This window comes from Jatrophihabitans cynanchi (genome assembly GCF_027247405.1).
Taxonomy (GTDB): domain Bacteria; phylum Actinomycetota; class Actinomycetes; order Mycobacteriales; family Jatrophihabitantaceae; genus Jatrophihabitans_B; species Jatrophihabitans_B cynanchi.
Genome location: NZ_CP097463.1, coordinates 209,337 through 222,244, shown reverse-complemented (window position 1 = coordinate 222,244; position 12,908 = coordinate 209,337). Strand labels below are relative to the sequence as shown.

Genomic DNA, 12,908 nt, shown 5'->3' with positions numbered 1-12,908 from the left:
AGCGAGCCGACGGTACACAACGCGCCGCACCGCGGGGCGGTGGGTGCGCACCAGGCGGCGGGCGGCGCCGTATTGTGACCCGTCGTGGCACTGTTCACGCGCGTGCTCAAGCGCCTGATCGTCGGCAGCCCGGTGCGCTCTGAGCAGGCCGGCCACTCACTGCTCGCCAAGCGCCTCGCGCTGCCCATCTTCGCCAGCGACGCGCTCTCGAGCGTCGCCTACGCGACGCAGGAGATCCTGCTCGTCCTCACCGTCGGCGGCACCGCGTACCTGTACCTGACGCCGTGGGTGGCGGGCGCGGTCGTCGTGCTGATGACGGTGGTGGTCGCGTCCTACCGCCAGCTGGTCCGCGCCTACCCGACGGGCGGCGGCGACTACGAGGTCGCGACCAAGAACATCGGCAAGCCGGCGGGCGTGGTCGTCGCGAGCGCACTGCTCGTCGACTACGTGATGACGGTCGCGGTGTCGGTGTCCTCCGGCGTGGACAACATCATCTCGGCGGCGCCGTCGCTGCACCACTGGCGGGTGTGGATGGCGCTGGCCTTCGTGGCGGTGCTCGCGGCGGTCAACCTGCGCGGGCTGCGCGAGGCGGGGCTGGCCTTCGCCGCACCCACGTACCTGTTTGCCAGCGGCGTGTTCATCATGATCGGCACCGGCCTGCTGCGGATGATCCTCGGCGACGCGCCGGTGGCCGAGAGCGCGCGCTACCACGTGGAGGCGCACGCGGGGTACGGCAACCTGGGCTTCCTGGCGCTGATGTTCTTCACGCTGCGCGCGTTCTCCTCCGGCTGCACCGCGCTCACCGGTGTCGAGGCGATCGCCAACGGCGTCCCGGCGTTCAAGCCGCCCAAGGCGCGAAACGCGCAACTGACCCTGGTGGCGATGGGCGCGATCGCGCTGTCGATGTTCATCGGTCTCACCGCGCTCGCGCTGATCTCGAAGGTCCACATCACCGACCCGACCGGCAACAGTTGTCAGCTGGTGGGTGTCCCCGATTGCCAGCACACGCCACAGCGCACCGTGATCGCGCAGGTGGCGGGGGCGGTGTTCGGCGGGCCGCATTCGGCAGGGTTCTTCTACGTGCAGGCGACCACTGCGCTCATCCTGGTGCTCGCCGCCAACACCGCGTTCAACGGGTTCCCGCTGCTCGGCTCGATCCTGGCTCGGGACAAGAACCTTCCCACCCAACTGAAGACCCGCGGTGACCGGCTCGCCTACAGCAACGGCATCGTGATGCTCGCGATCGTCGCGTGCGTGCTGATCGCGATCTACAAGGCGGACGTCACGCGCTTGATCCAGCTGTACATCATCGGCGTGTTCACCTCGTTCACGCTGGGCCAGTCGGGCATGGTGCGGCACTGGAACAGGGCGCTGCGGGTCGAGCGTGACGCGGCCGAGCGGCGGCGCATGCAGCGCTCGCGGATGATCAACGCGTTCGGGGCGACGCTCGCCGGGGTGGTGCTGGTGATCGTCATCATCACCAAGTTCACCAAGGGCGCCTACCTGGTGCTGATCGCGATGCCGATCCTGTACCTGGTCATGCGCGGCATCCACAAGCACTACGAGCGGGTGGCCGACGAGTTGGTCAGCGACGAAATGGGGCTCATGCTGCCTTCGCGCAACCACGTCGTGGTGCTCGTCTCCAAGGCGCACAAGCCGACGATGCGCGCGCTGGCCTACGCCCGTGCCACCCGTCCGGACACCCTCACCGCGCTGACGGTGAACGTCGACGACGAGGAGACGCGTGCCCTGCTGGCCGAGTGGGAGCGGCGCGACCTGCCGGTGAAGCTGACCGTACTGGAGTCGCCGTACCGGGAGATCACCAAGCCGATCGTCGCGTACATCAAACAGTTGCGGGCCGACCGGCCGCGCGAACTGGTGAGCGTGTTCATCCCGGAGTACGTGATGGGCCGCTGGTGGGAGCAGTTGCTGCACAACCAGTCGGCGCTGCGACTCAAGGGCAGGCTGCTGTTCCAGCCCGGTGTGATGGTGACCAGCGTGCCGTGGCAGTTGGAGTCGTCCAAAGCCGCGAAGAAGCACCTGGTCGGTGTGGCGCCGCCGGACCCGGACAAGCCGCAGAGCCCGCAGCGTGTCTGAGGCCGCCGATCAGCTGATCGTGCTGGACGTCGGCGCCGCGGCGCACGGCGGCTACTGCGTGGCGCGGCACGAGGGCCGGGTGGTGTTCGTGCGGCACGCGCTGCCCGGCGAGCGGGTCCGCGCCGCGGTCACCGAGGAGCGCGGGTCGTTCTGGCGCGCCGACGCCGTCGAAGTGCTCGCCGCCGCCCAGGGCCGGGTGACGCCGCCGTGCCCGCACGCCGGCCCGGGGCGCTGCGGCGGCTGCGACTGGCAGCACGCCGACGCCGCCACGCAGCGCGACCTCAAGGCGGCGGTCGTGCGCGAGCAGTTCGCCCGGCTGGCCGGGCTGGACGTGAGCGGGCTGCTCACGGCCGTCGAGCCGCTGCCGCCCGAGCAGGGGCTGCTCGGCTGGCGCACCCGGATCACCTACGCGCTCGATCGTTCCGGCCGGCCCGGGCTGCACCGGCACCGCTCAGGCGAGATCGAACGGCTGGCGGCCTGCCCGCTCGGAGCGCCCGGCGTGGGTGACAGCCCGGCCCTGGCGCGCACCTGGCCCGGGCTGACCGGGATCGAGGTGGCTCGCGGCGACGACGGTGCGGTCACCCTGATCGGCCACCGGCCGGGCGCCGGGCGGCAGTCGCGCGGGCGCCGGCCGCCGGACCGGACCGAGGTCATCGACGGCCCGGACGTGCTGCCGCATCGGCTGGGGGAGCGGACGTTCGAGGTGGCGGCCGCCGGATTCTGGCAGGTACATCCCGCCGCCGCCGCCAGCTTCGCCGCTGCCGTGCTCCAGGCCGTCCGCCCGGCACCCGGCGAGACCTGCCTGGACCTGTACGCCGGCGCCGGGGCATTGACGGCGACGCTCGCGGACGCGGTCGGCCCGAGCGGCCGCGTGATCGGTGTCGAGTCGTCCGCCCGGGCTGTCGCGGACGCCACCGCGAACCTCGCCGAAACGCCGTGGGCGCAGGTGCGCCGCGGCCGGGTCGACGCCGCGCTGCTCGCGGCGCTCGGTGAGCGGCCGGACGTCATCGTGCTCGACCCGCCGCGGGCGGGCGCCGGCCACGACGTGATGGCGGCGCTGCTGGCGCTCGCGCCACGGGCCGTCGCGTACGTGGCGTGCGATCCGGCTGCGCTGGCCCGCGACGTCGCCGCCGCGGGCGACCTCGGCTGGCGGCTGAGCGGGCTGCGCGCCTTCGACGCGTTCCCGATGACCCACCACGTCGAGTGTGTCGCCCAGCTAGAACCCGGCGGCCAGCTCGAACCCGGCGACGGGAGCGTGGTGCGGGCCGACGCCGCGAGGCCCAGCCCGTAGGCTGGCGCGGTGACCAGCGTGCTCGGACGGATCGGCGGACCACAGGATCTGCGTGCCCTCGGCCAGGACGAGCTGACCCTTCTCGCGGCCGAGATCCGCGACCTGCTGGTGCAGACCGTTGCCACCAACGGCGGCCACCTGGGGCCGAACCTGGGCGCGGTCGAACTCACGATCGCGCTGCACCGCACCTTCGACTCGCCCACCGAACCGATCCTGTTCGACGTCGGCCACCAGGCGTACGTCCACAAGATCCTCACCGGCCGCGCCGAAAGGATGCCGACGTTGCGCCGCACCGGCGGCCTGTCCGGCTACCCGAGCCGCGCCGAGAGCGAGCACGACTGGATCGAGAACTCGCACGCCTCCACCGCGCTGAGCTACGCCGACGGGCTGGCGAAGGCGTTCCAGGTGCGCGGCGAGCGCCGCCCGGTCGTCGCGGTGGTCGGCGACGGCGCGTTGACCGGGGGGATGGCCTGGGAGGCGCTGAACAACATCGCGGCCTCCGACCGGCCGGTGATCATCGTGGTGAACGACAACGGCCGGTCCTACTCGCCCACCACCGGTGGGCTGGCCGACCGGCTGGCCGGGCTGCGGCTGCGGCCGGGTTACGAGCGCGCGCTCGGGCGGGTCAAGGGCGCCCTGGACCGCACACCCGTCGTCGGCAGCGCCTTGTACGACGCGCTGCACGGCGTCAAGCGCGGCGTGAAGGATCTGCTCGCGCCGCAAGGACTGTTCGAGGACCTCGGCCTGAAGTACGTCGGACCGGTGGACGGGCACGACCTGGCAGCGCTCGAGTACGCGCTGCGGCTGGCCCGCGGCTACAGCGCCGACGGCGGTCCGGTGATCGTGCACTGCGTGACCCGCAAGGGCTTCGGCTACGCCCCGGCCGAGAACGACGAGGCCGACCAGATGCACCAGTCGCGCGGCTTCGACCCGGCAACCGGCGTGCCGCGCACCGGCGCCGGTCGCACCTGGACGTCGGTGTTCGGCGACGAGCTGGTGCGCCTGGGCGAGGAGCGCGACGACGTGGTGGCGATCACGGCCGCCATGTGCGAGCCGACCGGCCTGGGCGCGTTCGCACGGCGCTTCCCGGACCGCTGGTACGACGTCGGCATCGCCGAGCAGCACGCGCTGACCTCCGCCGCCGGCCTCGCATCCGGTGGGCTGCATCCGGTGGTGGCCGTGTACGCCACGTTCCTGAACCGGGCGTTCGACCAACTGTTGATGGACGTGGCCCTGCACCGCCTGCCGGTGACCGTGGTGCTCGACCGGGCCGGCATCACCGGCGACGACGGGCCGAGCCACAACGGCGTGTGGGACCTGGCGATCCTGGGCGTGGTCCCTGGGCTGCGGCTGGCCGCGCCGCGGGACGAGCCGAGCCTGCGGGCCGAGCTGGCCGAGGCGGTCAGCTGGTCCGGCGGTCCCACGGTGGTGCGGTTCCCGAAGACGCCGCTGGTCGAGTCGGTGCCTGCGCTACGCCGGGTCGGCGGGGTGGACGTGCTCGCCGAAGCCGCTGCCGAAGGCCCCGTCGACGTGCTAGCGGTCGCCGTCGGCGCGGTCGCGCGCGACGTGCTCGAAGCGTGCGGCGCGGTACGCCGGGCCGGCTTCAGCGTGCGCGTGGTCGACCCGCGCTGGGTGATGCCGGTCGACCCGGCGCTCGTCGAGCTCGCCGCCCGGGCCGCGCTCGTGGTGACCGTCGAGGACGGCGTGGTCGACGGCGGGGTGGGCGCGCGCATCGCGCAGCACCTGTCCGCCGCGGGGGTCGACGTGCCGACTCGCCAGCTCGGCGTCCCCCACGAATTCCCCGCGCATGGGACAGTGTCGGATGTCCGCACGTGGGCCGGGCTGACCGTGCCCGATCTCGGGCGGCGCATCGTGGAATGGGCTGTTGTCGTTTCACCTGGTAGCGAGCCGGGAGCAGACCTGCCGGCCATGCGTCGCGCAGGCGAGGCCGACGGCGGATGATGAAGCTGGAACGGGCCGGGAGGCAGGGCAGATGCGGATCCTCGTCGTAGAGGACGAAGTACAGCTCGCGGAGGCGGTTGCCCGCGGGCTGCGCCGTGAGGGCATGGCGGTCGACGTCGCGACCGACGGGGACGACGGCTATCGCAAGGCCGCGCTCACCCGGTACGACGTCGTGGTGCTCGACCGCGACCTGCCCGGCATGTCCGGCGACGAGATCTGCCGCCGGCTCACCGACGAGGGCGTGCTGACCCGGGTCATGATGCTCACCGCGAGCGGCACGGTGGAGGACAAGGTGCAGGGGCTCGCGCTCGGTGCCGACGACTACCTGCCCAAGCCGTTCGCCTTCGCCGAGCTGGTCGCCCGGGTGCGGGCGCTCGGGCGGCGCACCACGCCGGCCGCGCCGCCGGTCATGTCGGCGGCCGACATCGAGCTGGACTCGGCCAAGCGCACGGTCACCCGCGGCGGCGAGCTGATCGAGCTGACCCGCAAGGAGTTCGGGGTCCTGGAGACCCTGCTGATGGCCCAGGGCGCCGTGGTCAGCAGCGAGGAGTTGCTCGATCGCGTCTGGGACGAGAACGCTGATCCGTTCACCACGACCGTCCGGGTCACGATGATGACGCTGCGCCGCAAGCTCGGCGAGCCACCGATCATCGACACCGTGGTCGGATCGGGCTATCGCATCGATCCGGCAGCCCTGGGCGGGGTGGACGGAGGAGCCGGGACCGCCTCGTGAGGCTCTTCCGCCCGACGCTGCGGATCCGTATGGCGTTGCTCTACGGCGGACTCGTGCTTCTCGTCGGCGTCTCGCTGCTGTTCACCTCGATCGTCCTGCTCAACCGCTCGATCGCCCGGCTGCCGTTCTTCAACACTCTCGGCGACGTCACCATCCGGGACGAGACGGGCGCCGTCCAGCACATCGACCCCACCGCGCTCGGCAAGGACGCGCAGCACCAGGCGGTCGACTACCTGCTGCACACCGGGCTGATCTACTTCGGCATCATCGTGGTGGTCGGCACCACCGGCGGCTACCTGCTGGCCAAGCAGGCGCTGCGCCCGATCGCCAAGCTCACCGCCACCGCCAAGCAGCTGTCCACCGAGAACCTGGACCAGCGGATCAACCTGGGCGGGCCGGACGACGAGCTGCGGGAGCTGGCCGACACGTTCGACGAGATGCTCGGCCGCCTCGACGCCGCGTTCGACAGCCAGCGGCTTTTCGTCGCGAACGCCTCGCACGAGCTGCGCACACCGCTGTCGGTGATGCGGACCGAGCTGGAGGTCACCCTCGCCGACCCCGACGCGGACGTGGCCGAGCTGCGCCGCATGGGTGAGGTGCTCGCGCAGGCGACCGAGCGGGCGCAGCGGCTGGTCGCCTCGCTGCTGACCCTCGCCCGGCTGCAGGCGGTCGAGCGGGGTGAGCTGGAGGTCCGCGAGACCGTTGACCTCGCCGCGCTCGTCCCGAGCGTGCTGGACGGCGTGCAGGCCGAGGCCGCGGCGAAGGGCGTCAAGATCGAATCGGACATCGAGCCCGCCGCGGCCATCGGCGATCCGCGGCTGCTGGAGCGGCTGATCGGCAACCTGGTCGAGAACGCGATCCGGCACAACGTCCCGGACGGCTGGCTGCGCGTCACCACCGGGCAGACCGCCGAGCGGGTCTGGCTGCACGTGTCCAACGGCGGGCCGGTGATCGCGGCCGCCGACGTGGACACGCTGTTCGAGCCGTTCCGGCGCGGTGGCCGGGTGCGCACCGCTACCCGGGGCGCCGGCCTGGGCCTGGCGATCGTGCGGCTCATCGTCGACGCGCACCACGGCCGGCTGCAGGCGGCCGCGCCGCCGTTCGGTGGCCTGGCCATCCGCATCGAGCTGCCGCGGGTGTCCCAGCCGGGCCACCGCACGGATGCGACCACGTCGGCAGACGCCGCGGCCTGAACAGCCACCGGGAAGCGGAACGGGCCGGCCCGGAGCCAGGCTCCGGACCGGCCCGCCGGCCGTGCTGCGTTACGGCAGGTAGTACATCGGGTTGGGCAGCTTGAACGTCCGGTCGGCGTAACCGCCGCTCAGGTCGCTGTACTGGTCACCGAAGTTGGCGATGATGTCGTAGCCCATCGACTCGATGTGCGCACGGGTCAGCGACTTGTACTGAATCGTCGTGCAGGACGGCGCGCACGAGGACAGCCAGGTGTCCGCGGCGTAGTCCTTCAGGTACAGGTTGCTGTCCGGGACGGCGTCGTAGCCGACCTTCTCCAGGTTGCCGATCGTGCCGGCCCGTTGGGTGCCCGGGCGGCCGGTCAGGTAGAACACCGTGTAGCCGTGGCCGGCCGCCCAGTTCACCAGCTGCGGCATGCCCGGGGTGGCCGGGAACGCCTCGCCGTTGACGAACGCCGCGTTGCTGGTCGGGTCGTACACGAAGTTGCTGTAGATCTCGTAGTTGTACGTGTTCAGCGTGGTGTCGTCGACGTCCAGCAGGATGGCCTTCTGCGCGCGGCTGCGGTGGTGGCTCGCGCTGCTCAGGTAGCGCGTCGCGTCGCGCTCGATGCCGGCCATCTCCTTGGCATAGGCCCCGGTCGGCGAGAAGGTGTGCAACTTCTTGTCGACGTTGTCGCCCGGGTACGGATCCACCTGGTCGGTGATGGTGTCGCCGTAGTAGGCCTTGATGGCGGTACGCACCTGGTCGATGTTCTGGATCTGGTTCGCGCTGGTCGGGTTCGCCGGCGGCGGTGGGACGGCGCCGCGGCCGTGGTCCCGGTTGTGCGCCAGCGCCGTGCTGGGCGCGACGAGGGCGAGGGTGGTCACGACTGCGGCGCCGGCGATGCCGAGCGTGCGCATCGGGTGCGCCCCCAACAGCCTGCTGAGCGTGGTCTTCACAGGTGTGCCTCCAAGAGGGGAGTTGTGCCGAATGCGGCTACATTTCCACGTCTGGCCCCGGCCGGGAAGCGGTGGTCTGCGGGACGTCGAGTGCTGCGGTCAGCGCGGCGGCGGTCAGCTCCACCTGCCACGGCCGGGCGCCCAGTTCGGCGAGCCGGCTCCGGACGGATGGCTCGTCGGGCGTGGGCGGCTCCCAGGCGAGCCGGCGCACCACGTCGGACGCGAGCAGGTTCTGGGCCAGGACGGTGTGCTGCTCGGCCAGCGTGGCGACCACGTCGCGGCAGGCCACCAGCCGGGCGGCCGCAATCGGGTCACGGTCGCGCCAGCGCGACGCGGGCGGGACCGGATCGGTGGACACCCCGGTGACCGTGGGCAGTTGCCGCTCGGGCAGCTCGCGGCCGGCCTGGACGGCGCCGAACCAGCGGCCCAGCTGACGGCGCTGCCGCGGCCCGCCGAACACCGACAGGCCGGCCAGCGCCGCACTGGTCGCCGGCAGCGTGCGCGCGGCCTCGACGATCGCGGCGTCCGGCAGCACCCGTCCGGGCGCCACGTCCCGCTGCGCCGCGTAGCTGTCCCGCGCTTCCCACAGCGCGCGGGCCACGGCGAGCTGGCGCCGGTCGCGCACCTTGTGGATGCCGGAGAGCCGTCGCCACGGTTCGACCCGTGGCCCGGCAGCGGGCGCCAGCCGGACCGCCTCGAACTCCTGGCGCGCCCACTCGCTCTTGCCGGCGGCGGCGAGCAGTCCGGCCAGCACGTCGCGCAGCTCGACCAGCAGCTCGACGTCCAGCGCGGCGTACACCAGCCAGTCGTGCGGCAGCGGGCGAGTGGACCAGTCGGCCGCGGAGTGCCCCTTCTCCAGCCGCACGCCAAGGTGCTGCTCCACCATGGTTCCCAACGCGACCCGCTCGTCACCGAGCAGCCGACCGGCCAGCTCGGTGTCGAACAGCGCGGCCGGGCGCATCCCCAGCTCGGCCAGGCACGGCAGATCCTGGTTCGCCGCGTGCAGGATCCATTCGCCGTCCCCGATCGCGGCGCTGAGCCCGCTCAGGGCGGGCAGCTCGATCGGGTCGATCAACGCGGTGCCTGCGCCTGCGCGGCGCAGCTGGACGAGGTAGGCGCGCTGGCTGTAGCGGTAACCGGAGGCGCGCTCGGCGTCCAGGGCGACCGGTCCGGTGCCCGCGCCCACCGCGTCGACGAGCGCGCTCAGCTGTGCGCTGGTCGTGAGCGGTTCCGGCACGCCGTCGGCGGGTTCACGTAGCAGCGGCAATTCCGGTTCGGTCGGCTGGGTCTCGTCCACGTCAGCTGGGGGACAGGATCGTCACGCCTTCGGGCGGCAGGCCCGCAGCAGTGCACAGCAGGTCGACGAACGCGCTCAGGTGGGCGGACATGTCGTCGGTGTCCGCGGTCCACGAGGCGCGCAACTCCAGCTCGACGGTGGTGCGCGGCCCGGCGAGGTCGCCGAACCGGGTGGACGTGGTCTGCGTCACGGTGCCGCCGGCAGCGCGATAGGCGGCACCGCGCTCGTCCAGGGCACCGGTCAGCCAGCTCCAGCCGACGGCGGGCAGCATCGGGTCGACGCCCATCTGCGAGTCCAGCTCGGCCGAGGCGTACGCGACCAGCCGCAGCACGCCGTCCCAGGCTTCGTGGCCGTCAGGGTCATGCAGCAGCACCAGCCGGCCGGTGGCCAGCTCGGCGCCGTCGGCCGCGCGCACGTCGGCCGAGATCGCGTAGCTGTACGGCGCCAGCCGCTGCGGCGGGCGCAGCGGCTCGACGCGCACCTCCGGGCGCACCCGGGTACCGGTAAGGCTGGCGATCGCCCTGCCGAACACCTCTGGTTTGGGCTGCTCGGCCTCGGCAGGCCGGCCGGCGGTCGGGTCTTCGTCCACTACGCCCACCTGACGGATTCGGGAGGTTCGGGATGCGCTCACGCGGCGCGCCCCGTGCGAGCGCGCCGCCGGGCTCGGTGCTCGGCGCCCACCAGTACCGCACTGCTGCAGCGCACGCAGATCAGCTCGGGGCAGTCGCTGCCGTGGCCGTCGGTGCAGGGCGGCTGCTCGAACTCGCTGCGGCGCCCGCAGACGGGGCAGGTCAGGGTCAGCTCGGCGGACATCACAACACTCCTTCCGCACCGGCGCCGGTGTGGCTGTCTGAGCCAAGTTTCCACGTCACACAGCCGAATGCCCGCAGGCACGCCGAATCTCGCGCGTGCGAGGATGCGGGCGATGGCTGCCGCTGCTGATTCCCTGCTCATCCGGGCCGCGTCCGGGCACCCCGGCGGGTACCCGCCGGTCTGGTTCATGCGGCAAGCCGGGCGCTCGTTGCCGGAGTACCGCGAGCTGCGCGCCGGCATCGCGATGCTGGACGCCTGCCGCGACCCGGCGATGATCACCGAGATCACCCTGCAGCCGGTGCGCCGGCACGGTGTGGACGCGGCGATCCTGTTCTCCGACATCGTCGTACCGCTGGTGGCGATCGGCGTCGGCATCGACATCGTCCCCGGAGTGGGGCCGGTGGTGGAGCACCCGATCCGGACGACGGCGGACCTGGACGTGTTGCGTGAGATCGAGCCCGCCGACGTGTCCTACGTGAGCCAGGCGGTGCGCGCGCTGGTCGGCGAACTCGGTGGCACGCCGCTGATCGGCTTCGCCGGCGCCCCGTTCACGCTGGCCAGCTACCTGATCGAGGGTGGCCCGTCGCGCGATCACGCGCGGACGAAGGCGCTCATGCACGGCCAGCCCGTGCTCTGGGGCGCGCTGCTGAACCGGCTCGCCGTGATCGCCCGCGAGTTCCTGCGCATCCAGCTCGAGGCCGGCGTGGCCGCCGTCCAGTTGTTCGACTCGTGGGCCGGCGCGCTCTCGCGTGCCGACTACGAGCGGTACGTGCTCCCGCACAGCCGCACCGTGCTCGAGCCGCTCGCCGAATTCGCGGTGCCGCGGATCCACTTCGGTGTCGGCACCGGCGAGTTCCTCGACCTGATCCATCGTGCCGGCGCCGACGTGGTGGGCGTCGACTGGCGCGTCGGGCTGGACGAGGCCGCCCGGCGGATCGGCCCGGGCGCGGTGGTGCAGGGCAACCTGGACCCGGCGCTGCTGCTCGCCGACTGGCCGGTGCTCGAGGCCGAGGTGCGCCGCATCGTCATCGAGGGACGCAGCGCCGCCGGTCACGTGTTCAACCTGGGCCACGGCGTCCTGCCCGACACCGACCCCGACGTCCTGAGCCGCGTCGTCGACCTCGTCCACTCGCTGTCGTGAATGAGGGTGTGAACACCCCTTCCACCACACCGGGGTGTGGTGCTGGGGGTGTTCATCAGCAGGTGAGCGTCGTGGTGGTCGGCGGCGGCATCAGCGGGCTGGCCGCCGCGTGGACGCTCGCCGAACGGCTGCCGGGGGCCGCGGTCCTGGTGCTGGAGTCGGGGCGCGAGATCGGCGGCAAGCTGCGGGTCGGCGAGATAGCCGGCGTGCCCGTCGACCTCGGCGCCGAGGCGATGCTGGCCCGCCGCCCCGAAGCCGTCGATCTGGCGCGGGCCGCCGGGCTCGAGCTGATTTCGCCGCTGTCCACCGCCGCGCAGGTGCGTGCCGGTGGAGCGCTGCATCCGTTGCCCGCGCGGACGATGATGGGCATCCCGTCCGATGCCGACGCATTGCGGGCGAGCGGCGCCGTGTCCGCCGCGGCCAGCGAGCGGATCGCTGCCGAGCCGGACCTCGAGCCGCTGGAGCCGATCACCGAAGACGTCGCGGTCGGCGCGCTCACCCGTGCGCGATTGGGCAACGAGATCACCGATCGTCTGGTCGAGCCGTTGCTCGGTGGCGTGTACGCCGGCCGCGCCGACGAGCTGTCGCTGCACGCGAGCATGCCGGCGCTGTTCGCCCGGCTGGGTTCGGGCGGTTCCCTGGTACGTGCGGCGCAGGCCGTCGTCGGCGCCGGCACCCGCGCCCCTTCGACCGATCCGGTGTTTGCCTCGCTGCCCGGCGGCATCGGGCGGCTGCCGCTGGCGCTCGCGGCGTCCGGGCGGTTCGCCGTTCGGACGGACACCACCGTCCGGCTGATCGACCGCACGGCGCACGGCTTCCGGCTCACCCTCGGTCCGGTCCCCGAACCCGAGTACCTCGAGGTGGACGCGGTGGTGGTGGCCACGCCGGCTGCGAAGGCGGCGCGGCTGTTGCGCACGGCCGCACCGTCGGCCGCCGCCGAGCTGGCCGGGATCGAGTACGCGAGCATGGCGATCGCGACCCTGGCCTACCGCGACGTGACCCTGCCGGAGGGCAGCGGTGTGCTGGTGGCCGCGCACGAGCGGTTGGCCGTGAAGGCGGTGACGCTCTCCTCGCAGAAGTGGCCGATGCCGACCGGGTCGCTGTCCGTGCTGCGCGCCTCGATCGGCCGGCACGGCGAGGCGGAGGCGCTGCAGCGTCAGGACGGCGACCTGCTTGCCGTGGTCCGCCGCGATCTGGCGGCGCTGCTGGGCATCACGGCCGAACCGGTCGACGCGCTGCTCACCCGCTGGGGCGGCGGGTTGCCGCAGTACGCGGTCGGTCACGTCGAGCGGGTGGCGCGGATCCGGGCCGCGGTGGAGCAGGTCCCCGGGCTCGCGGTGTGTGGCGCCGCGTACGACGGTGTGGGGATCCCGGCCTGCATCGGCTCGGCGCGGCGTGCCGCAGACCACGTGGCGAACGCGCTGTCGCAGCGAGGAGAATGAGCT

General features: G+C 72.7%; 11 protein-coding genes. 7 read left to right on the top strand and 4 right to left on the bottom strand.

The genetic code is table 11. The annotated features are described in order from the left end of the window. Positions 1–84 precede the first annotated feature (84 nt). From M6B22_RS01025 to M6B22_RS01005, 5 genes are read left to right on the top strand one after another with little or no spacing between them, the layout of a single operon-like run. On the top strand, positions 85–2,097 hold the full coding sequence (locus M6B22_RS01025) for an APC family permease (protein WP_269443906.1): 2,013 nt from the start codon (positions 85–87) through the stop codon (positions 2,095–2,097). Beyond that, entirely contained in the window at positions 2,090–3,388 is a 1,299-nt protein-coding gene (locus M6B22_RS01020) for a class I SAM-dependent RNA methyltransferase (protein ID WP_269443905.1), read from the top strand. Before M6B22_RS01025 ends, M6B22_RS01020 begins: the two co-directional genes overlap by 8 nt. Positions 3,389–3,397: 9 nt before the next feature. Then, on the top strand, positions 3,398–5,350 hold the full coding sequence (gene dxs / locus M6B22_RS01015) for a 1-deoxy-D-xylulose-5-phosphate synthase (RefSeq protein WP_269443904.1): 1,953 nt from the start codon (positions 3,398–3,400) through the stop codon (positions 5,348–5,350). Between the two features lie 31 nt (positions 5,351–5,381). Next, entirely contained in the window at positions 5,382–6,083 is a 702-nt protein-coding gene (locus tag M6B22_RS01010; protein ID WP_269443903.1) for a response regulator transcription factor, read from the top strand. After that, complete coding sequence (locus M6B22_RS01005) at positions 6,080–7,276, top strand: sensor histidine kinase (protein WP_269443902.1); 1,197 nt, start codon at positions 6,080–6,082, stop codon at positions 7,274–7,276. The genes M6B22_RS01010 and M6B22_RS01005 overlap by 4 nt, the downstream gene beginning before the upstream one ends. Before the next feature lie 69 nt (positions 7,277–7,345). Here M6B22_RS01005 and M6B22_RS01000 read toward each other — a convergent pair whose 3' ends face one another. Genes M6B22_RS01000 through M6B22_RS00985 form a run of 4 tightly spaced genes read right to left on the bottom strand, consistent with a single transcriptional unit; the run spans position 7,346 to position 10,322 of the window. After that, positions 7,346–8,212, bottom strand: coding sequence for an HAD family acid phosphatase (locus tag M6B22_RS01000; protein WP_269443901.1), 867 nt, complete (start codon positions 8,210–8,212; stop codon positions 7,346–7,348). Positions 8,213–8,249: 37 nt separating this feature from the next. Further along, complete coding sequence (locus tag M6B22_RS00995) at positions 8,250–9,509, bottom strand: HRDC domain-containing protein (RefSeq protein ID WP_269443900.1); 1,260 nt, start codon at positions 9,507–9,509, stop codon at positions 8,250–8,252. A 1-nt stretch (position 9,510) separates the two neighbouring features. Further along, entirely contained in the window at positions 9,511–10,098 is a 588-nt protein-coding gene (locus M6B22_RS00990) for a DUF3000 domain-containing protein (RefSeq protein ID WP_269443899.1), read from the bottom strand. Between the two features lie 38 nt (positions 10,099–10,136). Then, positions 10,137–10,322 carry a hypothetical protein gene (locus M6B22_RS00985; protein ID WP_269443898.1) on the bottom strand — a complete coding sequence of 62 codons (186 nt, stop codon included), beginning with the start codon at positions 10,320–10,322 and terminating at the stop codon, positions 10,137–10,139. A gap of 67 nt (positions 10,323–10,389) precedes the next feature. Here M6B22_RS00985 and hemE point away from each other — a divergent pair, with 67 nt between their 5' ends. After that, the gene (gene hemE / locus M6B22_RS00980) at positions 10,390–11,463 is read left to right on the top strand and encodes a uroporphyrinogen decarboxylase (protein WP_407935580.1); all 1,074 of its coding nucleotides are present in this window, start codon (positions 10,390–10,392) and stop codon (positions 11,461–11,463) included. A gap of 62 nt (positions 11,464–11,525) precedes the next feature. Then, a complete protein-coding gene (gene hemG, locus M6B22_RS00975; RefSeq protein ID WP_269443896.1) occupies positions 11,526–12,905 on the top strand; it encodes a protoporphyrinogen oxidase in 1,380 nt (459 codons plus the stop codon). Positions 12,906–12,908 lie beyond the last annotated feature (3 nt).